Source organism: Lentzea xinjiangensis, assembly GCF_900110955.1.
Classification (GTDB): Bacteria; Actinomycetota; Actinomycetes; order Mycobacteriales; family Pseudonocardiaceae; genus Lentzea; species Lentzea xinjiangensis.
In genome coordinates this window covers 89,485-115,087 of sequence record NZ_FOFR01000005.1, presented here as the reverse complement: position 1 = coordinate 115,087, position 25,603 = coordinate 89,485, and the positions used below count along the sequence as shown (strand labels likewise).

Genomic DNA, 25,603 nt, shown 5'->3' with positions numbered 1-25,603 from the left:
GCCTCGCCGTCGGGTGACGGTTGTCCGCCCATTCCTGCCCGTTCCGGCGGCGTATCGCCGGAACGGGTGGAGTTTTCGGGTGCCTGCCTCGCAGGTGCAGGGTCGTCCGCGTCTGTCCTGCAATCCAGGCGCGGGTGGCCTGGAGGCCGAGCCTCTTCCGGAGGAACGTGGTCCGGACAGGGGCGGGAAGCGGTGGCGGGAGAAGGTCGAGAGCGGGCTCGGTGCGCTTTCCGGCTTCGCCACCGTCGTGGGAACGGTGGCGGATCGTGGTGCTCGCGTGCCGGCTCGGAGTGCTCCTGGTGAGAACCCGCCGCCGCTCTGGCTGACAGGAGGGGTGGCGCCGCCCGGTGGCGCCACCCCTCCTTCCCGTGACAGGACGGCGACTGCGGAGTCCTCGACCTCGCACCGGCAGGACAACCCCGTCGAGTCATGCCGGTCCCCGCACCGCACGGTTGTTCTCCGCGCAGTGCGGGCTCACAGCAGCGGAAGCTGCTCCTTCAGCTCCTTCACCAGCTCGGGCAGGTCCGCCCGGTCGTCGGCGAACCCGAACACGTAGTAGTCCGGCCGCACCAGGGCCGCCACCTTCTTGTGCCCGGCGAGCCACGGCAGGTAGGTCCGCTCCACGTCCACGACCTCGTGCGCCCGGACGATCTTCGGCGGGATCCCGGCCGGCATCACCCGCACGAGCTGCGCCCCCAGCACCTTGAGGAACTCCAGCTCGTCCTCGCCCAGGGCCTCGTACGGGTCGAGCGTCGTGATGAGCTGCCAGCCGCGCCCGACGACCTCGTCGAAGCGGTCCCGCGCGGTTCCCCGCGCCACCACGCCCTGCGGCGACAGCTCGCCGTCGGGCAGCGAGACGCCGGCGGCGCGGCGCCGGACGACGCCGTCCTCCAGCGCGTAGGCGGACGGGGCGAGGTCGACGCCCTCGGGCTTGGACTGCATCGCGATCAGGAACGCGTCCCGCCGGGCCGCGGCGACCGGGTCCAGCTCCGACACGATCTTGCCCACCTCGATGGACATCTCGATGGTGTGCCGCACCTGCCGGGAGCGCTCGGCCTGGTAGGCGTCGAGCAGCGAGTCCCGGGCGACGTCGCGCAGCACCAGGTCGAGCTTCCACGCGAGGTTCACCGCGTCGCGGATGCCCGAGCACATGCCCTGGCCCGCGAACGGCGGCATCAGGTGCGCGGAGTCGCCGGCCAGCAGCAGCCGGCCCTCGCGCCACTTGTCCGCCATCGCCGCCTGGAACGTGTAGACGATGTTGCGGGTGAGATCGGCGTTGTCGGGGGTCACGTCGTAGGGGGCGAGGAGCTCCCACATGCGTTCCTGAGTGGACAGCTCCTCGATGGACTCGCCGGGCAGCCGCATGAACTCCCAGCGCCGGTGCCCGCGGCCGGACGCGACGATCGTGGTCGGCCGGGCCGGGTCGCACACCTGCACGTCGTTGGGGCGGAAGGAGCGCTTCTCGTGGAAGACCACGTCGACCAGCAGCCAGTCGTGCTTGAAGTTGAGGTCGATCATCCGCGTGCCCATGACGTCGCGCACGAAGCTGTTCGCGCCGTCGCAGCCGACCACCCACGAGGCCGTCACCGGGCCCTCGAAGTCCGGTCCCGGTGCGGTGATCGAGACGACCGAGCCGTTGTCCTCGATCGCCTCCACCTTGTGCCCGAACAGGGTGGTGATGTTCGGCAGCGTCGCGACGTGCGCGCGCAGGGCCCGCTCGAACGTGGGCTGGTGCATCACGGTCGCGATGGGCCAGCCGTCGCGGCCGGGCTCGTAGGGCGCCTCGAACGAGAACAGCTCGCGGCCCTCGGCGTTCTGGAACATGTACTGCCCCAGCGGTTCGCCGAGCTCCATCAGCTCGGCGCCGATGCCGGCGGAGGCGAACGAGCGGGCCGTCTCGCCGTCGAACGCCACGACCCGCGGGAACGGGTACTGGTCGCGGTACTTCTCCAGGATGACGACCCGCCATCCCTTGTGCGCGAGGAGAATGGACAGGACGAGGCCGACCGGGCCGCAGCCGACCACCGCGACGTCTGCCGTAACAGACCCCGGGGTGGTGTCGGCGGCGGCCCGGCCGGCCAGCTGCGGTGACGTCATCTGTTTCCCTGTCTGCGCAGTGCTCGTCGGTAGGGGTCAGAAAACCGAGTCGATCACTCCGAGCGCCTGGTCGGGGTTCAGGCGGGGGTCGCAGAGGGTCTCGTAGCGCTCGGAGAGGGCCGACTCGTCGGGCACGGGCCCGCCGACGCACTCCGTCACGTCGGTCGCGGCCACTTCCAGGTGCAGTCCGGCCGCGTGCGCGCCCTCGGTCTCCAGGATGTGCCGGAACGCCGTGGCCTCCTCGATGATATGGCTGACAAGTCGAGTCTTTCGCCCACACTTCGCCTTGACCGTGTTGCCGTGCATGGGGTCCGAGACCCAGACGACCGGGTGCCCGGCGCGCTGCACGGCGCGCACGATCGGTGGCAGGGCGACGTGCACGTCCTCCCGGCCCATGCGGACGATCAGGGTCAGGCGGCCGGGCGTGTGGTGCGGGTCGAGCACCTGGCACAGGCGCACCACCGTCTCGGGGTCCGCGGTCGGGCCGACCTTGACGCCGATGGGGTTCGCGATGGCGGCGAACATCGAGACGTGCGCGTGGTCGAGCTGGCGGGTGCGCTCGCCGATCCACGGGAAGTGCGTCGAGGTGAGGAACTGCTCGCCGGTGCGCTCGTCGGTGCGGATGAGCGCGTTCTCGTAGTCCAGCACCAATGCCTCGTGAGCTACCCACGGGCCACCGGACAGTTCCTCGACGATTCCCGACCAATGGGCGCGCACTTCCCGGATGACGGCGGCCGAGGCGTCGTAGGCCCGCAACATTCGCTCGGGGTCGTGCCGGCGGGCGGAGACGCTGTTCTCGAACGAATTGATCAGCTCGCCGCGGAAAGAGGGCAGCTCGATTCCGTCGACGGTTTCGAAGTTGCTCGACCGGGGCTTGGCGTACTGGCCCGCCATGCGCCCGAACCGGGCCACCTGCTGACCGGTCCGCTCCGCCATCCGGGCGGCGACGCGCTGCACGTTCCGCACCTTTCGGGAAGTTGTCAGCGGATCGGCGTCGGAAAAGGACTCCGCGCAGTCGCCGAGCTGCAGCACTCGCGCCTCACCGAGGGCGGCGAGACCAAGAGCACGTTTGGCCTCGCGAATTTCGGAATGCGCCACGAGGGGGAGCGCGCCGGACAGTTCGGCTTCGATCAGGTCGAAGTCGGGGTGGTGGTGCCAGTGGGGCTGCTGCGTCGCGGGCAGCGTCATCCACGGCGCGTCGGTCCGCGTGGTCGTGAACTCCGTCAGCTTCACCGTCTGAGGCATCGGTCTCGCTCCTGGTCCTGGTTCGGCCGGCGGGGTCAGGCGACGACGCCCTCGATCTCCACGAGGAGATCGGAGCGGCAGACGTCGACGTTGAGGTACTGGACGCGGGCGTTCGGGGAGAAGCGCTCCTCGCACATCCTGCGCACGAGCGGGATGTCGGAGCGGTGCCGGACGTAGACCTTGATGTTGTCGAGGTCGAGCAGGGAGTTGCCCTGCGCGATCTCGTAGTCCGCCAGGTTCTCGTCGGAGATCAGGTGCTCGATGTTGTCCAGTGACAGCTTCACCTGCGCGGCGATGTCACCGGCGTGCAGCGTCTCGTGGCCGCGGATGCTGGCGGTGCCGGCCACGTAGATCTGCCCTGACCTGCGGTCGGTGTGCGTGGAGGCGAGGTAGGTGGCCCGCGCGAACTTGGGCGGGCGGGGGCCGTACTGCCTCGGGTAGTGGTAGGCGGCCATCTGCTTGGAGTTCTCCACCGACGTGAGCGCGGCGGAGCGGGAGGCGAGGAAGTAGAACGCGATACCGCCGCCCAGCGACCCGATCCCGGTCGCGCTCGGCACCTCCTGGTCGCCGAAGTGGAAGAGCTCGAACGCCTCCGCGCGGCCCTTGCAGAAGTCCCGGTAGATCTCGAGGCCCTCGCAGTTGTCGGCGTTGATGTGGTTGATGAAGTTCCACATGCGGAAGCAGTTCTTGTAGCCGAGCGTGTCCATCAGGTCGAGCGCCGCGACGTAGGCCGACCGGGTGTCGTCGGTGTAGCGGCCCGTCGGGGCGATCCGGCCGGCGATGAGGAGGTACTCGCCGTCGTGGGCGTAGACGACGCCGTGGTGCTCGCCGGTCTCGACGGGCCCGGTGGTCGTCCAGACCTCCGCGAATGCCTCGCCGGCGTCGGCGGCCATGTGCAGGTCCAGCGTGAGGAGACCATTCTCGACGCGCGGGCCGGTGCACTCGGTCGTGTAGTTGACAACTCCGAGGACGTTTCCGTCGGCCGCGATGTCGCTGACTTCGGTCAGGCCGGTGAAGATCGAGCCGGGAAGGCTCACCGCCTGCTGCGCCTGAGTCATTTGAATGCCCCTCCGAGGAGTCGATAAATCATTGTGCGGAGTGAAGCCTTTATTTCTTCGGCACTTCTCTTCCGGGCCGGTGATCAAAGATTAGCACCGGCCGGGCTCCGCAAAACTCGTCGGCGAGGGGAAAGCAGTTCCGGGCCGGAGGATAGGGGGGTGCTAGGGGGGTGCTAGGGGATTTCCTACTTACCGGCGCGAGGAGGCCGAGGCTAGCATCGCCCGAGGTGCAAGCCTCGTCGCCAGGAAATAGGGAGCGCCGTCGGCATGTTTCGAACCGAGCTCATCCGGCCGTTGTCCGAGCTGCTGCGACACCACGCCGCGAACACGCCGGAGAAGGTCGCGTTCGCGGACTCGCGCCGCGCGGTCACGTACGCGGAGCTGGAGCGGCGGACCCGGCGGCTCGGCGGGCACCTCGCCGCGCTGCGGCTGCAACCGGGGGACCGGGCGCTGATCTTCCTGGGCAACGGCGTCGACACCATCGAGAGCTACCTGGGGATCACGCGCGCGAACGCGGTCGCGGTGCCGTTCAACCCGCACTCCGCCGACGCCGAGCTCGCCTACGTGCTGGACGACAGCGGCGCGCGCGTCGTCATCACCGACGTCGCGCACCTCGACCAGGTCCGCAAGCTGCTGCCGGGCCGCCCCTACCTCCAGGTGGTCGTGAGCGGCGACGAACCGATCCCGCGCGGTGGTCCCATCTCCTCCTACCACGACCTGACGACGAAGGACCCGGCTGTCGCGGCGCGCGACGACCAGAGCCTGGACGACGTGGCGTTCATGCTCTACACCTCCGGCACCACCGGCAAGCCCAAGGGCGTGCTCTCGACCCAGCGCAGCTGCCTGTGGTCGGTCGCCGCCTGCTACGCCCCCGTCGTCGGCCTGAACCCGGACGACAGGGTGCTGTGGCCGTTGCCGTTGCACCACTCGCTCGCGCACGTGCTGTGCGTCGTCGGCGTCACCGCGGTCGGCGCCTCGGCGCGCATCCTCGACGGGTTCGCGGCCGACGAGGTGCTGACCGCGCTGGAAGGCGACGACTACACCTTCCTGTGCGGTGTTCCCGCCATGTACCACCACCTGCTGCAGGTCGCGCGCACGCGCGAGGTCTCGTCGAGCGCGCTCACCCGGTGCCTCACCGCGGGTGCCGCGTGCCCGTCGGCGTTGCGCGTGGAGTTCGAGGCGCTGTTCGGCGTCCCGCTGCTCGACGGGTACGGCAGCACCGAGACGTGCGGCCTGATCGCGGTGAACTGGACGCACGGCACCAGGCTGCCGGGCTCGGTGGGCCTGCCGGTGCCGGGGCTGCAGGTGCGGCTGGTCGACCCGGACACCTCCGTCGACGTGGACGCCGAGGTCGAGGGCGAGGTGTGGGTGCGCGGCCCGAGCCTCATGGCGGGCTACCACAACCAGCCGGAGGCGACGGCGCAGGCGATGCCGAACGGCTGGTACCGCACCGGCGACCTGGCCCGGCGCGACGTCTACGGCTACCTCACGATCACCGGCCGCGTGAAGGAGCTGATCATCCGCGGCGGCGAGAACATCCACCCAGGCGAGGTGGAGGAGGTGCTGCTCAAGGTGCCCGGCGTCGCCGACGCCGCGGTGGTCGGCAAGCCGCACGACATCCTCGGCGAGGTGCCGATCGCGTTCGTCGTGCCCGGCAAGCAGGGCTTCGACCCCGTGCTCCTCTACGACGCCTGCCGCGAGCAGCTGTCGAACTTCAAGGTGCCGGAGGAGCTCTACGAGATCGACCACATCCCGCGCACGACCTCCGGCAAGATCACGCGGCACGTGCTGCTCGACCGGCCGGCCCGGCTGCGGGCGGCGAGCGGAGGGCAGCACGAGTCGTTGCTGCGCATGGACTGGGCGCCGATGCCGTCGGTGCGCACCAGCGGCCTGGAGCCGGCGAAGCGCTGGGCCGTCGTCGGCCCCGACGTGTTCGGCCTGACCGCCTCCCTCGCGTCGGCCGGCGCGCACGTCGCCACCCACGCCGACGCGGCCGCGCTCCATATGTCCCTTGTGGACGGTGAGTCCGTGCCGGACGTGGTGGTGCTGTGCTGCCCCGACGACATGGACACCGGGGGCAGGCTGACGGCGGCGGCGCAGAAGGCGTTGCACGAGGTCGGCGGCGTGCTGCGGCGGTGGGTGAACGAGGACCGGTTCGCGCACTCGCGCCTCGTCGTGCTGACGCGCAACGCGGTCGCGGCCGGTGTCGAGGACGTGCGCGACCTCGTGCACGCGCCGGTGTGGGGCCTGATGCGGTCGTTGCAGGTCGAGTTCCCGAACCGGTTCACGCTCCTCGACATCGACGACCTGCCCACCTCGGCCGGGGTGCTGCCGTTCGCGGTCGCCGCCGGCGAACCGCAGCTCGCCATCCGGTCGGGCATCGCGCTGATCCCGCGGCTCAAGCGCGTGTCGGCGTCGGTCGACAGCGACGACGCGCTGCGGATCGACCCCCGGCGCACGGTCGTCGTGAGCGGCGCGGACGGCAGGATGGGTGCCGCGCTGACCAGGCACCTCGTGGCCGCCTACGGCGCCCGGCACCTGCTGCTGATCAGCCAGCGCGGCCGCGCCGACGAGGCCACCGCACGGCTCGAGTCGGAGCTGGCCGCATTGGGCGCGAAGGTCGCGGTGGCGGCCTGCGACGTCACCGACCGGGCCGCGCTCGCCGAGGTGCTCGGCAAGCTGAAGCGGCCGATCACCGCGGTCGTGCACGCCGAGGGCGAGCACCCGGCGAAGCCGTCGCCGACGGTGCCGCGCGAGGACGTCTTCCGCTCCATCGTGGACGGAGCGGTGAACCTGCACCAGCTCACGAAGTCCGGCGACGTCAGCGCGTTCGTCATGCTGTGCACGGTCGCCGGAGCGCTCGGCCTGGTCGGCTCCGGTGAGCAGGCCGCGGCCAACTCGTTCCTCGACGCGCTGGCCCGCTACCGCCGCAAGCGGGAGCTGGCGGCGACGTTCCTCGCGGTCGGGTCGACGGACGCGCCGACCACGGCGTCGCGGGTGGGCGAGCTGTCGACGCAGGAGTTCGCCGCGATGTTCGACGTCGCGACCTCCGCGGGCCTGGCGCAGGCCGTGATCATGCGCATCAACAGCGCCGCGCTGCGCGAGCAGACGGCCTCGACCGAGGTGCCGGCGCTGCTGCGCGGCCTGATTGACGTGTCCGCGCGGCTCGCCACACCGGACGAGCGCGACCTGTCGGCGTTACGGCAGCGGCTGGTCGCCATGTCGCCGGAGGAGCAGGACATCTTCCTGCTCAACCTGGTGCGCACCGAGGTCGCGGGCGTGCTGGGGCTGACCGGCGCGGAACGCGCGGAGCCGAAGAAGACCTTCCGCGAGCTCGGCCTGACCTCGGTGACCGCGGTGGACCTGCGCAACCGGCTGACCGCGGCGACGGGCCTGCACCTGTCCGCGCCGGTCGCGTTCGACTACCCGACCCCCGTGGTGCTGGCCCGGCACCTGCGGGCCCAGCTCCTGGGGGAGCGCGCCTCCGTCCCGTCGCCGGAGGTGGCGCGGTCCGCGCCGGACGAGCCGATCGCGATCATCGGCATGGCCTGCCGCTACCCCGGCGGGGTGTCGTCGCCGGAGGACCTGTGGCGGCTGGTGGTGTCGGGCGCGGACGTCGTGTCGCCGTTCCCCACCGACCGCAACTGGGACCTGGAGAAGCTCTTCGACGGCGCCTCGCACACGCGCTCGGGCGGTTTCCTCCACGACGCCGCCGACTTCGACGCCGAGTTCTTCGGGATCTCGCCCCGCGAGGCGCTCGCGATGGACCCGCAGCAGCGGCTGCTGCTGGAGGTGTCGTGGGAGGCCCTGGAACGGGCGGGCATCGACCCGGCCTCGTTGCGCGGCACCAACGGCGGCGTGTTCGCCGGCGTGATGTACCACGACTACGGCGCCGGGCTGCTGGACGCGCCCGCGGGCACCGAGGGCTACTGGACGACCGGGACCGCGGGCAGCGTCGTCTCCGGCCGCGTGGCGTACACCCTGGGATTGCAGGGCCCGGCGGTCACCGTCGACACCGCCTGCTCCTCGTCCCTGGTCGCGCTGCACTGGGCCGCGCAGTCGCTGCGGTCGGGCGAGTCGTCGATCGCGCTCGCGGGCGGCGTGACGATCATGTCGACGCCGCAGACGTTCGTGGAGTTCTCCCGGCAGGGCGGGCTGTCCGCGGACGGGCGCTGCAAGGCGTTCTCCGACTCCGCCGACGGCACCGGCTGGTCGGAGGGCGCCGGGCTGGTGATCATGGAACGGCTCTCGGACGCGCTGCGCAACGGCCACCAGGTCCTCGCCGTGCTGCGCGGCTCGGCGATCAACCAGGACGGCGCGTCCAACGGTCTGACCGCGCCCAACGGCCCGTCGCAGCAACGGGTCATCCGCCAGGCCCTGGCCTCCGCCGGACTGTCCACTTCGGACGTCGACGCGGTCGAGGCGCACGGCACCGGCACGACCCTGGGCGACCCGATCGAGGCGCAGGCGCTGCTCGCGACCTACGGCCAGGACCGCGACGTGCCGCTGTGGCTGGGATCGGTGAAGTCGAACCTCGGCCACACGCAGGCCGCCGCGGGCGTCGCCGGTGTGATCAAGATGGTGATGGCGTTGCGGCACGGCGTCCTGCCGCGCACGTTGCACGTGACCGAGCCGTCCAGCCACGTCGAGTGGAGCAGCGGCCGGGTCGCGCTGCTGACCGCGGAACAGCCGTGGCCCGCCGTCTCGCGCAAACGACGTGCCGGCGTGTCCGCCTTCGGTGTCTCCGGCACGAACGCGCACGTGATCCTGGAGCAGGCGCCCGAGACCGAGGTGACGCCGCAGGAGCCGACCTCCGTTCCCTCGGTGGTGCCGTGGGTGGTGTCGGCCAAGACCTCCGCCGCGCTGGACGCGCAGCTGGAGCGGATCCGCTCGGTGCAGGCCCCGGCGCTCGACGTGGCGGCGACGCTGGTGTCGACGCGGACGCTGCTCGAGCACCGCGCGGTCGTCGTCGACGGCGCGGAGATCGCGCGCGGGGTCGCCTGCGAACGGCCGCTGGCCGTGCTGTTCTCCGGACAGGGCGCGCAGCGGCTCGGCATGGGCCGGGAGCTCTACGAGCGGTTCCCGGTGTTCGCCTCCGCTTTCGACGAGGTGCTGGAACACCTGGACCCCGCGCTGCGCGACGTGATGTGGGGCCACGACGCCGACGCGCTGAACGAGACCCGCTACACGCAGCCGGCGCTGTTCGCCGTCGAGGTCGCGCTGTTCCGGCTGGCGCGGTCCTTCGGCGTGCGGCCGGACTTCGTGGGCGGGCACTCGATCGGCGAGATCGCCGCCGCGCACGTGGCCGGGGTGTTCTCGCTGCGCGACGCGTGCCGGCTGGTGGACGCGCGGTCGCGGTTGATGCAGGCGCTGCCGCCGGGGGGCGCGATGGTCGCGCTGCAGGCCACGGAGGAGGAAGTGCTGCCGCTGCTGGGGCCCGCCGTGTCCGTGGCGGCGATCAACGGGCCGCGGTCGGTGGTCGTCGCGGGCGCCGAGGACGCGGTGGCGGAGCTCGCCGGCCGGTTCGCCGACCGCAAGACTAAGCGTCTCCCGGTCAGCCATGCGTTTCACTCGCCCTTGATGAACCCGATGCTGGACGACTTCCGCGCGGTCGTCGAGGGACTGTCGTTCTCCGAGCCGCAGATCCCGGTCGTGTCGAACGTGACCGGGCAGCCCGCCGTGCGCGGGCAGCTCACCGCGCCGGAGTACTGGGTGCGGCACGTCCGCGAGGCCGTGCGGTTCGCCGACGGCGTGCGGGCGCTGGGCCGGCAGGGCGTGTCGGCGTTCCTGGAGCTCGGCCCCGACGGGGTGCTGTCGGCGCTGGTGGCGGAGATGACCGAGACCGGCGCGGTGCCGCTGGACACCGTCGTCGTGCCGCTGCTGCGCCGCGAACGGCCCGAGGAGGCTTCCGCGGTGTCGGCGCTGGCGCGCCTGCACGTCGCGGGTGTGCCGGTCGACTGGTCCGTGCTGTTCGAGGGCACCGGCGCGGTCCGGGTCGACCTGCCGACGTACCCGTTCCAGCGTGCGCGGTTCTGGCCGGAGCCCGAGGTCCCGGCGAGCGGCGCCGACCCGCTCGACACGGCGTTCTGGCAGCTCGTCGAGAACGACGAGCTGGCGACCGCGCTGGACCTCGACCCCGACGTGGCCGCGGCCGTGGTCCCGGCCCTCGCGACGTGGCGGACCCGGCAGCGCTCCCAGTCCGTCGTGGACTCCTGGCGGTACCGGGAGTCGTGGAGCCGGCTGTCGCTGTCCGGGGCGTTCACCGGGTCGTGGCTGGTCGTCGTCCCGCCGGGGGAGCGGGACACCTGGACGCGCGACGTCGTGGACGTCCTCGGTGGCGTCGCCGTCACCCCGGACGAGGTCGCCGGGCTCGCCGGCCGGGAGTTCACCGGTGTCGTGTCGCTGCTCGGCGTCTCCGACGACTTCGGCTCCGGCGAGGTGCCGTGGCCGCTGACCGCGACGGTGGAGCTGCTGCGGGCCCTGGAGGGCATCGACGCTCCGGTGTGGACGGTCACGCGCGGCGCCGTGTCGACCGGGTACGGCGACATCGTGACGTCGCCGGTGCAGACCGCGCTGTGGGGTCTCGGCCGGGTCGCCGCACTGGAGCTGCCGCGCCGCTGGGGCGGCCTGGTCGACCTGCCCGGCAGCGTGGACGGCCAGATCGCGCAGGGATTGCAGGCGGCGCTGACGAACTCGCTGGGCGAGGACCAGATCGCGGTGCGCGGCAACGGTGTGTTCGCCCGTCGTCTCGTGCCGGCGCCGCGCGGTGACCACGGCGGGGACTGGACGCCGTCCGGCACCGTCCTGATCACCGGCGGCACCGGTGCGCTGGGCGGGTTCGTGGCCCGCTCCGTCGCGGCGCGCGGCGCCTCGCACATCGTCCTGACCTCCCGCCGCGGCCGGGCCACCCCTGGCGTCGAGCACCTGGTGGCACAGCTGGAGGGCTTCGGCGCCGAGGTCTCGGTCGAGGCCTGCGACGTCGCCGACCGCGCCGCCGTCGAGGAGCTGCTGGCGCGGCTGCCCGGCCTGACCGCCGTCGTGCACTGCGCCGGCATCGACTCCGGCGACGCGCCCCTGTCGTCGCTCACGGCCGAGCAGCTCGCGAACGTGCTGCGCGCCAAGGCGGTGTCGGCGCGCAACCTGCACGAGCTGACCGGCGACCTCGACGCGTTCGTGCTGTTCTCGTCCGGCGCGGCCGCGTGGGGCAGTGGCGGCCAGCCCGCGTACTCGGCCGCGAACGCCTACCTGGACGGCCTGGCGCAGTTCCGCCGCGGCCAGGGCCTCGCGGCCACGTCCGTGCAGTGGGGCGCGTGGGCCGAGGCCGGCATGGCGACCGACCCGCACGCCTACGACCAGCTGCGCCGCCACGGCGTGCTGCCGATGGACCCGGAGCCGGCGCTGAGCGCGCTGGCGCAGGCGGTGGCGGACGGCGAGACCGTGCTGACCGTCACGAACACCGACTGGGCCAGGTTCGCGCCGGGCTTCACCGCGTCACGCCCCTCGCCGCTGTTCTCCGCGATCCCCGAGGCGATCGCCGCGCTGTCGGCCGGCGAGGACACCGCCGGTGCCGAGGTCGCGTTGCAGGAGAAGCTCGCGGGCCTCGCGGAGGCCGACCGGGCGCGCCTGCTGCTGGACCTGGTGCGGTCCGAGGCCGCCGCGGTGCTCGGCCACTCCGGTGCCGAGTCGATCCACGCGGACAAGGCGTTCCGCGACCAGGGCTTCGACTCGCTGACCGCCGTGGAGATGCGCGACCGGCTGAGGACCGCGACGGGCCTGCCGGTGCCCTCCGCCCTGGTCTTCGACCACCCGACGCCGCGCCTGGTCGCCGAGCACCTGCTGGCCGGGCTCTCCTCGCCGGTGGAGGGCTCCGCGCTGGCGGAGCTGGCCCGCCTCGAGGCCGCCGTCGCCGCCGCCCCCGCCGCCGACCACGACGCGATCCGCGAACGCTTGGAGAAGCTGCTGGGGCGCCTGCGGAAGCCGGCGTCCACTTCGGACGACGACCTCCGCGACGTCTCCGTCGAGGACCTCCTGACCATCATCGACGACGAGTTGCTCGACCTCTCGTAGAACACAGTGTTGCCCGCACGAAATGAGGACGGACAGTGCAGGAAGAGCAGCAGGACAAGGTTGCCGACTACCTGAGGCGGGTCACGGTCGAGCTGCGCCGGACTCGTGAACGCGTCCTCGAGCTGGAGCAGAAGCACAGCGAGCCCATCGCGATCGTGGGCATGTCGTGCCGCTTCCCCGGCGGGGTGACCACTCCCGAGGAGCTGTGGCAGGCCGTGGCCGAGGAACGGGACCTCGTGTCGCCGTTCCCGGCCGACCGCGGCTGGGACCTGGCCGCGTTGCGCGCCGGCGCCTCCCTGGCGCAGGAGGGCGGGTTCCTGACCGACCTGGCCTCGTTCGACGCCGGCTTCTTCGGCATCTCCCCGCGCGAGGCGCTGGGCATGGACCCGCAGCAGCGCCTGATGCTGGAGCTCACCTGGGAGGCCCTGGAACGGGCCGGCCTCGACCCCGCCGCGCTGCGGGGCTCGCAGACCGGCGTCTTCGTCGGCACGAACGGCCAGGACTACGCGGACCTCGTGTCGGTGGACGGCGACGGGCACGCCTCCACCGGCCTCATCGCGTCCGTGCTGTCGGGCCGGCTCTCCTACACCTTCGGCTTCGAGGGCCCCGCCGTCTCCGTGGACACCGCGTGCTCCTCGTCGTCGGTCGCCATGCACCTGGCGATGCAGGCGTTGCGGTCCGGTGAGTGCTCCCTGGCGCTGGCCGGTGGCGTCACGATCATGGCGACGCCGCACGCCTTCGTCGAGTTCACGCTGCAGCGCGGGCTGGCGGCGGACGGCCGCTGCAAGGCGTTCTCCGACTCCGCCGACGGCGTCGGCTGGTCCGAGGGCGCCGGTGTGCTGGTGCTGGAGCGGCTCTCCGACGCGCTCGCCCAGGGCCACCAGGTCCTGGGGCTGCTGCGCGGGTCGGCCGTCAACCAGGACGGCGCCTCGAACGGCCTGACCGCCCCGAACGGCCCCTCGCAGCAACGCGTGATCCGCGCGGCCCTGGCCTCCGCCGGCCTGTCCCACACCGACGTCGACGCCGTCGAGGCGCACGGCACCGGCACGACCCTGGGCGACCCGATCGAGGCCGCCGCGCTGATCGCGACCTACGGCCAGGACCGCGCCGTCCCCCTCTACATCGGCTCCGTCAAGTCGAACATCGGCCACACGCAGGCCGCCGCCGGTGTCGCCTCGGTGATCAAGGCCGTGCAGGCGATGCGGCACGGCGTCCTGCCCCGCACCCTGCACGTGACGTCGCCGTCGTCGCACGTCGACTGGGAGGCGGGCGCCGTCGCGCTGCTGACCTCGGCCACGCCGTGGCCGTCCGTCGACCGCCCGCGGCGCGTCGGCGTCTCGTCGTTCGGCGTCTCCGGCACCAACGCGCACCTGATCGTGGAGGCGCCGCCGCAGCCGGACGCGCCGGAAGTGTCGGACCTGCCTGAGACGATGGGAGTGGGGGCTCGCTCCCCCCAGGGGGCCGGCCAGTCGGGATCGATCCAGGTGTCCCGGTCCGCGGGCGTGCCGTGGCTGGTGTCCGCCAAGTCCGAGGCGGCGCTCGACGGGCAGCTCGCGCGGCTGGCGGAGGTCTCCGCCGACCCGGTGGACGTCGGGTACTCGCTGTCGCGGCGCACGCTGTTCGACCACCGCGCGGTCGTCGTCGACGGCACCGAGATCGCCCGCGGCACCGCCACCGAGAAGCAGCTCGCGCTGCTGTTCACCGGCCAGGGCTCGCAGCGCCTCGGCATGGGCCGCGAGCTGTACGAGGCGTTCCCGGTGTTCCGCGAGGCGTTCGACGAGGTCGCGCGCCACTTGGACGGCCTCGGCGTGATGTGGGGCGACGACGCGGAGGCCCTGGACCGCACCGGCAACGCCCAGCCCGCGATCTTCGCGCTCCAAGTGGCCCTGTACCGCCTCGTCGAGTCGTTCGGCGTCAGGCCCGACTTCGTGGCCGGCCACTCGATCGGCGAGATCGCCGCCGCCCACGTCGCGGGCGTGTTCACCCTCGCGGACGCCGCGCGGCTCGTCGCCGCGCGCGCCCGGCTCATGCAGGCGCTGCCCACCGGCGGCGTCATGATCGCGGTGCAGGCCACCGAAGCCGAGGTCACCCCGCACCTCACACCGGGCGTGTCCATCGCCGCGATCAACGGCCCCGACTCCCTCGTCATCGCCGGTGTGGAGGAGGAAGCCCGCGCCGTCGTCGCCCGCTTCGACGGCCGCAAGACGAAGCAGCTCCCCGTCAGCCACGCGTTCCACTCGCCGCTGATGGACCCCATGCTCGACGACTTCCGCACCGCCATCGAGGACCTGACCTTCTCCACCCCGGTGATCCCCGGCCTCGGCGACGTCGCCAACGCCGAGTACTGGGTCCGCCACGTCCGCGCCGCGGTCCGCTTCCACGACACCGTGACCAGCCTGGGGGACAAGCGGTTCCTGGAGATCGGCCCCGACGGCGTGCTGTCCGCGCTGGTCGGCGGCGGCATCCCGGCACTGCGCAAGGACCGGCCGGAAGCGCCGTCCCTGATCGCCGCGCTCGCCCGCCTGCACGTGGAGGGCACCCCGGTCGACTGGACGCCGTTCTACGAGGGCGCCACCAGGGTCGACCTGCCGACGTACGCGTTCCAGCGGCAGCGCTTCTGGCCGTCGGCCGGCAAGAACGCCGACGCGTCCGGGCTCGGCCTCACCCCGGTCGGCCACCCGCTGCTCGGCGCGGCGGTGGAGCAGGCCGACGGCCAGGGCGTGCTGTTCACCAGCCGGCTGTCCGCCGCCTCCCAGCCGTGGCTCGCCGACCACGTCGTCGGCGGCAGGGTGCTGCTGCCCGGCACGGCGTTCGTCGAGCTGGCGTTGCGCGCGGGTGACGAGCTGGGCCTCGACCGCCTCGACGAGCTGACCCTGTCCGCGCCGCTGGTGCTCACCGACCCGGTGCAGGTGCAGGTCGCCGTCGGCGCGCAGGACGCCACGGGCCGGCGTCCCGTCGCCGTGTACTCCCGGCTCGACCCGGACACGCCGTGGCTCGAGCACTGCACGGGATTCCTCTCCTCCGGCACCTCCGAGTCCGCCCCGGCGGCCGGCTCCGACGCCTCGGCCTGGCCGCCCGTCGGCGCCGAACCGGTTGCCCTGGACGGGTTCTACGAGCGCCTCGCGGACGACGGCTTCGCCTACGGACCGGCGTTCCAGGGGCTGCGCGCGGCGTGGCGGCGCGGCGAGGAGGTCTACGCCGAGGTCGCCGTCACCGAGGAGACCGACCGCTACGGCCTGCACCCCGCGCTGCTCGACGCCGCCCTGCACGCCGCGGACCTCAGCACGGCCGAGGGCGGCATGCCCTTCGCGTGGCAGGACGTCTCGCTGCACGCGACCGGCGCTTCCGCTCTGCGGGTGCGCATCCGCCCGCAGGGCGAGTCGTTCTCGGTCGAGGCGACGGACCTCACCGGCACGCCGGTCGTCTCGGTCGGCTCCCTCGTCACCCGGCCGGTCGCCACCGGCGACCCCGGCATCGCGCGGGAAGCGCTGTTCCACGTCGACTGGACGCCCGTCGCGCTGCCCGCCGAGACCGCGGCGGCCGAGGTGGAGCACGTCGTCTCCGGCGACGGTTCCCCCGCCGACGCCGCGCACGCCCTGACTTCGCGGGTGCTGGCCCGCCTGCAGCAGTGGATCGCCGATGGACGGCAGGAGCGCCTCGCGTTCGTCACGCGTCCCGGCGACCTGGGCGCGGCGGCGGTGTGGGGCCTGGTGCGGTCGGCGCAGACCGAGCACCCCGGCCGTTTCCTGCTCGTGGAGGCGGACGGCGACGTTCCGGCGGAGGTCTTCGCCCTGGACGAGCCGCAGGTCCGGGTCGCCGGCGGGCAGGTCTTCGCGCCGCGCCTGGCGAGGCTCGCCGCGGCCGGCGGGTTCTCGTGGCGGGGCAAGGTCCTCGTCACCGGCGGCACCGGCGGCCTCGGCCTGCTGATCGCCCGCCACCTCGTCGCCGCGCACGGCGTCCGCGACCTGCTGCTGGTCTCGCGGCGCGGCGAGGCCGACGTCGCGGAACTGGAGGCGCTGGGCGCCTCGGTGACCGTCGAGGCGTGCGACGTCTCCGACCGCGCCGCGGTCGCCGACCTGCTCGCACGTCACGAGGTCCACGCCATCATCCACACGGCGGGTGTTCTCGACGACGGAACCGTCGAGTCCTTGACGCCGGACCGCGTCGACACCGTGCTGCGTCCCAAGGTCGATGCCGCGTGGCACCTGCACGAGCTCGCCGGCGACCTCGACGCCTTCGTCGTGTTCTCCTCGGTCGCGGGCACGATCGGAACGGCCGGCCAGGGCAACTACGCCGCCGCCAACGCCTTCCTCGACGCCCTGATGGAGCACCGCCGCGCGAACGGCCTGCCCGGCACGTCCCTCGCGTGGGGCCCGTGGACCGCGGGCATGCTCGCCGGCGCGGACGCGGAACGCATGGCGCGCACCGGAATCCCCGGCATCACCGCCGAGCAGGGCGTGGAGCTGTTCGACGCCGCCGTCCGCGCCGGCAACGCGGTCCCCGTGCGCCTCGACCTGCCCGTGCTGCGCGGCCGCGGCGACCTCCCGCCGATGCTGCGCGGCCTGGTCAAGACCCGGCCGCGCCGGGCGGTGGCGGGCTCCGGCACCGCCGCGTCGCTGACCGGCCGCCTGGCCTCCCTCGACGAGACCGCGCGCCGCGAAGCGCTGCTGGACCTCGTGCGAGGCCAGGTCGCCGCCGTCCTCGGCCACGCGGGCACCGGTGAGATCGACCCCGGCCGCGCCTTCCAGTCGCTCGGCTTCGACTCGCTGACCGCCATCGAGCTGCGCAACCAGCTCACCGCCGTCACCGGGCTGCGCCTGCCGGCGACCCTGATCTTCGACTACCCGAACGCGGACGCGCTGGCGTCCCACCTGCGCGACGAGCTCTTCGGCGCGGACACCGCCCTGCCGTCCACCCCGGTGCGCGCCGAAGCCTCCGACGACCCGATCGTGATCGTCGGCATGGCCTGCCGCTACCCGGGCGGCGTGTCGTCGCCGGAGGACCTGTGGCGCCTGGTCGTCGACGGCGTCGACGCGGTCACGGACTTCCCCGTCAACCGCGGCTGGGACCTCGGCTCGCTCTACCACCCCGACCCCGACCACGCCGGCACCTCCTACACCCGCTCCGGCGGCTTCCTGCACGACGCGCCGCTGTTCGACCCGGCGTTCTTCGGCATGTCCCCGCGCGAGGCCCTGGCCACCGACTCGCAGCAGCGCCTGCTGCTCGAGACGGCCTGGGAGTCCCTGGAGCGCGCGGGCATCGACCCGGTGTCGCTGCGGGGCAGCGCGACCGGGGTGTTCGCGGGCGTCATGTACACCGACTACTCGGTGGTGATCAGCGGCAGCGAGTTCGAGGGCTACCAGAGCATGGGCAGCGCCGGCACGTTCGCGTCCGGCCGCGTCTCCTACACCTTCGGCTTCGAGGGCCCGGCCGTCACCGTCGACACCGCCTGCTCCTCGTCCCTGGTCGCCCTGCACCTGGCCGCCCAGGCCCTGCGCAACGGCGAGTGCTCGCTGGCCCTGGCCGGCGGTGTGACGGTGATGTCGACGCCGTCGACGTTCGTCGAGTTCTCCCGCCAGCGCGGCCTGTCCGCGGACGGTCGCTGCAAGTCCTTCGCCGACGCCGCCGACGGCGTGGGCTGGTCCGAGGGCGTCGGCCTGCTGGTCCTCGAACGCCGGTCCGACGCCATCCGCAACGGCCACACCATCCTCGCCGTCGTGCGCGGCTCCGCGATCAACCAGGACGGTGCCTCCAACGGCCTGACCGCGCCCAACGGTCCGTCGCAGCAGCGCGTGATCCGCTCGGCTCTCGCCTCGGCGGGCCTGACCGCCGCCGACGTCGACGTCGTGGAGGCCCACGGCACCGGCACGACGCTGGGTGACCCGATCGAGGCGCAGGCCCTGCTGGCGACCTACGGCCAGGACCGCTCCGAACCGCTGCTGCTCGGTTCGATCAAGTCGAACATCGGCCACTCCCAGGCCGCCGCGGGCGTCGCCGGCGTGATCAAGATGGTGCACGCCATGCGCCACGGCCTGGTCCCCGCCACGCTGCACGTCGACGAGCCGTCCACCCACGTCGACTGGGAAGCCGGCGACGTCACCCTCGTCACCGAGGCCACCCCCTGGCCCGAGGTCGGCCGCCCCCGCCGCGCGGGCGTCTCGTCGTTCGGCGTCTCGGGCACCAACGCCCACGTCATCCTCGAAGCCGCAACCCCGTCCGCCGTCTCTGTGGACAACCCGGCCGCTGTGGACAACTCGGCGGTTGCCGATCTTCCGGCAGCGGAACCGTCGGCCTCCGGTGAGATGATCGGAGTGGGGACCTCGGTCTCCCCCCAGGGGGGCCAGTCGGGATCGATTCCGACGCCGTGGCTGGTGTCGGCGAAGTCGGCGGCGTCGCTGGACGCCCAGCTCGACCGGGTGCTGCCCCTCGACGGCGACCCGCGCGACATCGGGTACTCGCTCGCCCTCAAGACCACCTTCGACCACCGGGCGGTCGTGCTCGGCGGGCAGGTCGTCGCCAGGGGGTCGGTGAGCGGCAAGCCGCTCGCGTTCGCCTTCTCCGGGCAGGGGTCGCAGCGGCTCGGCATGGGCCGCGAGCTGTACGAGACGTTCCCGGTGTTCGCGCACGCGCTCGACGAGGTCTTGGAGCACCTCCAAGGCGTGCGCGAGGTCATGTGGGGCGACGACGCCGACGCGCTGAACCGGACCGGGTTCGCGCAGCCCGCGATCTTCGCGGTGGAGGTGGCGCTGTACCAGTTGCTGGAGTCGTTCGGTGTGACGCCGGAGCACCTGGTTGGTCACTCGATCGGTGAGATCGCCGCCGCGCACGTCGCCGGGGTGTTGAGTCTTGAGGACGCGTGCCTGCTGGTCACGGCTCGTGCGGCGCTCATGCAGGCGTTGCCTGCGGGTGGGGCGATGGTGTCGGTCATCGCGTCCGAAGAAGAGGTGCGTGAGCACCTGACTGATGGCGTGTCGATCGCTGCGGTCAACGGGCCTCGTTCGGTGGTGATCGCGGGTGTTGAGGACGAGGTCCTCCGGGTCGCCGAGCGGTGGAAGAACAAGCGGCTCAAGGTCAGCCACGCGTTCCACTCGCCGTTGATGGAGCCGATGCTGGAGGACTTCCGCGAGGCGATCAGCGGGATCACCTTCCACGAGCCGGTCATCCCGATGTCGACGTCCGGCGACGTCACCACGGTTGATTACTGGGTCGGCCACGTCCGCGACGCGGTCCGCTTCCACGACAACGTCACGCGACTCGGTGACGCCACGCTCGTCGAGATCGGCCCGGACGCGCAGTTGACGGCGATGGTTGACGGAATGATTCCGACGTTGACGCGGACCAAGTCCGACGTTGAGTCAATGTTGACTGCACTCGGTCAAGTACATGTTGACGGCATCAACGTCGACTGGACGCCGCTGCTGGCCGGCGGACGACGTGTCGACGTGCCCACCTACGCGTTCGACCACCAGCCGTTCTGGCCGGAGACCACCGCGAAGTCGGACGTCCGGTCGGCCGGACTCGGCGCCGTGGAGCACCCGGTGCTCGGCGCGGCCGTCGAACTCGCCGGCGGAGCGGGCTACCTGTTCACCGCGCGGCTGTCGCGCAGGTCGTGGCTCGCCGACCACGCGGTGCACGGCGCGGTGCTCGTGCCGGGGGCGGCGCTGGTCGAACTGGCCGTCCGGGCGGCGGACGAAACCGGCCTCGACCGCGTGGAGGAGCTCACCCTCGCCGCGCCGCTGGTGCTGCCGGAGAGCGGGGGCGTCCAGGTCCAGTTGATCGTCGGCGCCGAGGAGAACGGCCGCCGGTCGATCTCCATCCACTCCCGGCCGGAGAACGCGGTCGACGAGCCGTGGACCGACCACGCCACCGGTGTCCTCGGCTCCGGCGCCGCGGTCGCCGAGGTCGCCGGGCTCGGCGAGTGGCCGCCGCGTGCCGAGGCGGTCGACGTCACCGACGCCTACGAGCGGTTCGCGGAGATGGGCTTCGAGTACGGGCCCGCGTTCCGGGGCCTGCGCGCGGCGTGGCGGGCGGGCGACACGGTCTTCGCGGAGGTCGCGCTGCCCGAAGGCGTGCAGTCCACGGGCTTCGGGCTGCACCCGGCCCTGCTGGACGCCGCGCTGCACGCCGCGTTGCTCACCGACGACGGCGCCGGCCTGCCGTTCTCGTGGGAAGGCGTGTCGCTGCACGCGTCCGGCGCGACGGCGTTGCGCGTGAAGCTGACGCGCGACGGCGGCAACCTCGCCATCGCCATCGCCGACACCACCGGTGCGCCGGTCGCCTCCGTGGACTCCCTGGTGGTGCGCGCGGTCTCGGCCGGGCAGCTCGGCACCGCGCACCGCGACTCGCTGTTCGAGCTCGACTGGACCGAGGTCGAGCTGCCGGCCGAGCCCGCGACCGATGTCGTGGTCGAGCACGTCGTCGCGGAGGGCGAGGTCGTCGAAGCCACGCACGCGCTGGCGGCGAAGGCGCTGGCGCGGCTGCAGGAGTGGATCGCCGACGAGCGCCCCGAGAAGCTGGTGTTCGTCACCGGCATGGGCTGCCTCGCGGGCGCGGCGGTGCGCGGCCTCGTGCGCTCCGCGCAGACCGAGCACCCCGGCCGGTTCGGCATCATCGACGCCGACGACGGCGAGCTCGTGCCGCGCGCACTGGGCGTCGACGAGCCGGAGCTGGTCATCCGCGACGGCGTGGTGAAGGCCGCCCGGCTCGCGCGGGCGAGCGCCGCCCGCCGCGAGGTCACGTGGCGGGGACCGGTCCTGATCACCGGCGGCACCGGCGGTCTGGGCGGCGTCATCGCGAAGCACCTCGCCGCGCGGGGCGTCGACGAGCTGGTGCTGGTCAGCCGGCGCGGCGCGAAGCCCGGCTGGGCCGACGAGATCGACGCGCGCGTCACCGTCGTGCGGTGCGACGTGTCGGACCGCGAGGCCGTCCGGGAGCTGCTGGAGCAGCACCCCGTGCGGTCGATCGTGCACGCCGCCGGTGTGCTGGACGACGGCGTGATCGAGTCGCTCACGCCGGAACGCCTCTCCGCGGTGCTCAAGCCCAAGGTCGACGCCGCCTGGCACCTGCACGAGCTGGCGGGCGACCTCGACCGGTTCGTGCTCTTCTCGTCCGTCGCCGGCACGCTCGGCAGCGCGGGACAGGGCAACTACGCCGCGGCCAACGCGTTCCTCGACGCCCTGGCCGCGCACCGGCCCAACACCGTCTCGCTCGCCTGGGGCGCCTGGGAAGGCGGCATGGCCGGACATCTGTCCGAAGCGGACGTCGACCGGATGCGCCGCGCCGGCATGCCGCCGATCCCGGTGGAGCAGGGCGTCGAGCTGTTCGACGCCGCCGTCGCGCACGGCGGTCCGGCACTGGCGCCGTTCCGGCTCGACCTCGCGGTGCTGCGCGCCAGGGGCGAGGTGGCGCCGGTGCTGCGCGGCCTGGTCCGGACGCGCTCCAAGCGTTCCGTCGCGGGCTCGGACACCGCCGTCACCCTCGTCTCCCGGCTTTCCGCGCTGGGCGAGAACGAACGGCTCGAAGCGCTGCTCGACGTCGTCCGCACCGAGGTCGCCGGCGTGCTGGGGCACAGCGGCGCACACGCGGTCGACCCGGCGCACCAGTTCCGCGACCTCGGCTTCGACTCGCTGACCGCGGTCGAGCTGCGCAACCGCCTGACCGCCGCGACCGGCATCCGCCTGCCGGCGACGCTGATCTTCGACTACCCGACGTCCGGCGCGCTGGCCGCCTACCTGCGCGACGAGCTGCTCGGCAGCACCGGCACCACACCGGACCTGCCCGCGCTCGTGTCCACTTCGGACGATCCCATCGTGATCGTCGGCATGGCCTGCCGGTACCCCGGCGGTGTCACGACGCCGGAAGAGCTGTGGCAGCTCGTGATGGACGAGGTCGACGCCGTCACCGGCTTCCCGGCCGACCGCGGCTGGGACCTCGAAGGCCTGTACCACCCCGATCCCGACCACGTCGGCACCTCCTACACGCGCTCCGGCGGCTTCCTGCACGACGCGGCCGAGTTCGACCCGTCGTTCTTCGGCATGTCGCCGCGCGAGGCGCTGGCAACCGACACCCAGCAGCGCCTGCTGCTGGAGACCGCGTGGGAGGCCCTGGAACGCGCCGGCATCGACCCGACCTCGTTGCGGGGCAGCGCGACCGGTGTGTTCACCGGCCTGATGTACAACGACTACCAGTCCGTCGTCGGCGGCGGTGACCTGGAAGGGCACCAGGGGCAGGGCAGCGCGGGCAGCGTGGCCTCCGGCCGCGTGTCCTACGTGTTCGGGTTCGAGGGACCCGCCGTCACCGTCGACACGGCCTGCTCGTCGTCGCTCGTCGCGATGCACTGGGCGATCCAGTCGCTGCGGTCGGGGGAGTGCTCGCTCGCCCTGGCCGGCGGTGTGACGGTGATGTCCACGCCGTCGACGTTCATCGAGTTCTCGCGGCAGCGCGGCGTCTCCGAGGACGGCCGGTCGAAGGCGTTCTCCGACTCCGCCGACGGCGTCGGCTGGGCCGAGGGCATCGGCCAGGTCGTGCTGGAGCGCCAGTCCGACGCGCTGCGCAACGGCCACCCGATCCTCGCGGTCGTCCGCGGCTCCGCGGTCAACCAGGACGGCGCCTCCAACGGCCTGACCGCACCCAACGGCCCGTCGCAGCAACGGGTGATCCGCGCGGCCCTGGCCTCGGCGGGCCTCACCGCCGCCGACGTCGACGCCGTCGAGGCCCACGGCACCGGCACCCCGCTCGGTGACCCGATCGAGGCGCAGGCGCTCCTCGCGACCTACGGCCAGGACCGCGCCGAGCCGCTGCTGCTCGGTTCGATCAAGTCCAACATCGGCCACTCCCAGGCCGCCGCCGGCGTCGCGTCGGTGATCAAGATGGTGCAGGCGCTGCGGCACGGCGTCCTGCCCCGCAGCCTGCACATCACCGAACCGTCCTCGCACGTCGACTGGGAGGCGGGCAGCGTCGAGCTGCTGACCTCGGCGCGCGAGTGGCCCGCCGTCTCGCGCCCGCGTCGCGCGGGTGTCTCGTCGTTCGGCGTCTCCGGCACGAACGCGCACCTGATCCTCGAAGCCGCAAGCCCTTCCGCGGTTTCTGTGGACAACTCGTTCCCTGTGGACAACTCGCTCGTCGTCGATCTCGCGGACCAGGATTCGTCGGCCTCCCGTGGGATGCTTGGAGTGGGGACCTCGGACTCCCCCCGGGGGGCCCAGGCGGAATCGATTCCGCTGCTCGTCTCGGCGAAGTCCGCGGAGGCGGTGCAGGCCCAGGTCGAGCGGATCAGGGCGGTCGAGGCCGACGCCGTGGACGTCGGGTTCACGCTGGCCAGGCGCGCGCGGTTCGACCACCGCGCCGTGGTCGTCGGCGAGGACGTGGTCACGGGGCAGGTCACGGCCGCGGGCAAGACCGTGTTCGTGTTCCCCGGCCAGGGCTCGCAGTGGGTCGGCATGGGCCGCGAGCTGCTGGCCACCAACGACGTGTTCGCCGCCAGGATCGCCGAGTGCGACGCGGCGCTGCGCCCGTACGTGGACTGGTCGCTGACCGAGGTGCTCGCCGACGAGCTGCCGCTGGACCGCGTCGACGTCGTGCAGCCCGTGCTGTGGGCGGTCATGGTGTCGCTGGCCGAGGTCTGGCGCTCGTACGGCGTCGAGCCGCACGCCGTCGTCGGCCACTCGCAGGGCGAGATCGCGGCGGCCGCGGTCGCCGGGGCGCTCAGCCTGCAGGACGCGGCCCTCGTGGTGGCCCTGCGCAGCCAGGCCGTCGACGAGGAGCTGTCGCGCAAGGGCGGCATGCTGTCGGTGCCGCTGCCCGTCGACGAGGTGCGGCCCAGGATCGCGCGCTTCGGCGACGAGGTCGCCGTCGCCGCCGTCAACGGGCCGAGCGCCACCGTCGTCGCGGGCAACGTCGAGGCGCTCTCGGAGATCGTGCTGGAGTGCGAGACCCAGGGCGTCCGGGCGCGGATGATCGCGGTCGACTACGCCTCGCACACCCCGCAGGTCGAGGCGATCCGCGACCGCGTGCTGGCCGACCTGGCGGGCGTGCGGCCGCGCACGAGCACCATCCCGCTGTACTCCACCGTGACCGGCGAACCGATCGACACCGCGATCATGGACGCCGGCTACTGGTTCACCAACCTGCGCCAGACCGTCGAGTTCCAGAACGCCACGAGCGCCCTGCTGCGCGACGGGTTCCGGTTCTTCGTCGAGCCCAGCGCGCACCCGGTCCTCACGTTCGGCGTCGAGCAGACCGTGGAGGAGCACGACGCAGACGCCGTGGTCCTCGGAACGCTGCGGCGCGACGAAGGCGGCCGCAAGCAGCTCCTCACGGCGCTCGCGCGGGCCCACGTCCAGGGACTCGACGTCACCTGGGACGAGTTCTTCCGCGGCGGCCGGCTCGTCGACCTGCCCACCTACGCGTTCCAGCGCCGGCGGTTCTGGCCGGACGGCCAGGTCCGGGCGAGCGACCCGGCCGGCCTCGGCCTCGGCGCGGTCGAGCACCCGCTGCTCGGCGCGGCCGTCAGCGTCGCGGGCAGCGAGGACCTGCTCTTCACGTCACGGCTGTCGGCGCGGTCGCACCCGTGGCTCGCCGATCACGCCGTCAGCGGCACGGTGCTGCTGCCCGGCACGGCGTTCGTCGAGCTCGCGGTCAGGGCCGGCGACGAGGTCGGGTGCGAGAGGCTCGACGAGCTCACGATCTCCTCGCCGCTCGTCCTCGACGGGCCCGTGCAGCTCCAGGTCGCCGTGCGGGCCGAGGACGGCGACGGACGCCGCCCGGTCGTCATCTACTCCCGCACCGAGGACGACGCGCCGTGGACCGAGCACGCCTCCGGCACGCTGTCCCGGACCGGCGCGGCCGGCGACTTCGACGCGACCGCGTGGCCGCCGGCCGCGGAACCCGTTGACGTCGAAGGAGCCTACGAGCGGTTCGCGGACATGGGCTTCGAGTACGGGCCCGCGTTCCAGGGCCTGCGCGCGGTGTGGCGCGCCGGCGACGACGTGTACGCCGAGGTCGTGACGACGCAGGAGACCAAGGGCTTCGGCCTGCACCCGGCGCTGCTGGACTCCGCGCTGCACGCCGCGCTGCTCGCGAAGGACGGCGCGGGACTGCCGTTCTCGTGGGAGGGCGTGTCGCTGCACGCCACCGGC

The 25,603-nt window shown here is 72.9% G+C and carries 5 protein-coding genes (1 of these 5 cut by a window edge); 2 read left to right on the top strand and 3 right to left on the bottom strand.

Annotation, left to right across the window (positions count from 1 at the left end; genetic code table 11):
• Positions 1-474: 474 nt before the first annotated feature.
• The 3 genes from mhpA to BMW88_RS14190 are packed head-to-tail and all read right to left on the bottom strand — an operon-like array spanning position 475 to position 4,400.
• A complete protein-coding gene (gene mhpA / locus BMW88_RS14200) occupies positions 475-2,097 on the bottom strand; it encodes a bifunctional 3-(3-hydroxy-phenyl)propionate/3-hydroxycinnamic acid hydroxylase MhpA (RefSeq protein ID WP_089951168.1) in 1,623 nt (540 codons plus the stop codon).
• Between the two features lie 36 nt (positions 2,098-2,133).
• Positions 2,134-3,342, bottom strand: coding sequence for a 3-deoxy-7-phosphoheptulonate synthase (locus BMW88_RS14195; protein WP_245777774.1), 1,209 nt, complete (start codon positions 3,340-3,342; stop codon positions 2,134-2,136).
• A 35-nt stretch (positions 3,343-3,377) separates the two neighbouring features.
• On the bottom strand, positions 3,378-4,400 hold the full coding sequence (locus BMW88_RS14190; protein WP_089951167.1) for an FkbO/Hyg5 family chorismatase: 1,023 nt from the start codon (positions 4,398-4,400) through the stop codon (positions 3,378-3,380).
• 267 nt (positions 4,401-4,667) lie between these two features.
• On the opposite strand from BMW88_RS14190, the gene BMW88_RS14185 reads away from it, so the two are divergent.
• Positions 4,668-12,467, top strand: coding sequence for a type I polyketide synthase (locus BMW88_RS14185; RefSeq protein ID WP_089951166.1), 7,800 nt, complete (start codon positions 4,668-4,670; stop codon positions 12,465-12,467).
• 35 nt (positions 12,468-12,502) lie between these two features.
• On the top strand, positions 12,503-25,603 hold the beginning of the coding sequence (locus BMW88_RS42705; RefSeq protein ID WP_218148058.1) for a type I polyketide synthase. 14,586 nt of this gene lie beyond the right edge of the window; only the first 13,101 of its 27,687 coding nucleotides appear in the window; it begins with the start codon at positions 12,503-12,505; its stop codon lies off the right edge, out of view.

Coding starts and splice junctions, on each gene's coding strand:
- mhpA (WP_089951168.1), bottom strand. CDS start 2,097: ATGACGTCACCGCAGCTGGCCGGCCGGGCCGCCGCCGACACCACCCCG.
- BMW88_RS14195 (WP_245777774.1), bottom strand. CDS start 3,342: ATGCCTCAGACGGTGAAGCTGACGGAGTTCACGACCACGCGGACCGAC.
- BMW88_RS14190 (WP_089951167.1), bottom strand. CDS start 4,400: ATGACTCAGGCGCAGCAGGCGGTGAGCCTTCCCGGCTCGATCTTCACC.
- BMW88_RS14185 (WP_089951166.1), top strand. CDS start 4,668: ATGTTTCGAACCGAGCTCATCCGGCCGTTGTCCGAGCTGCTGCGACAC.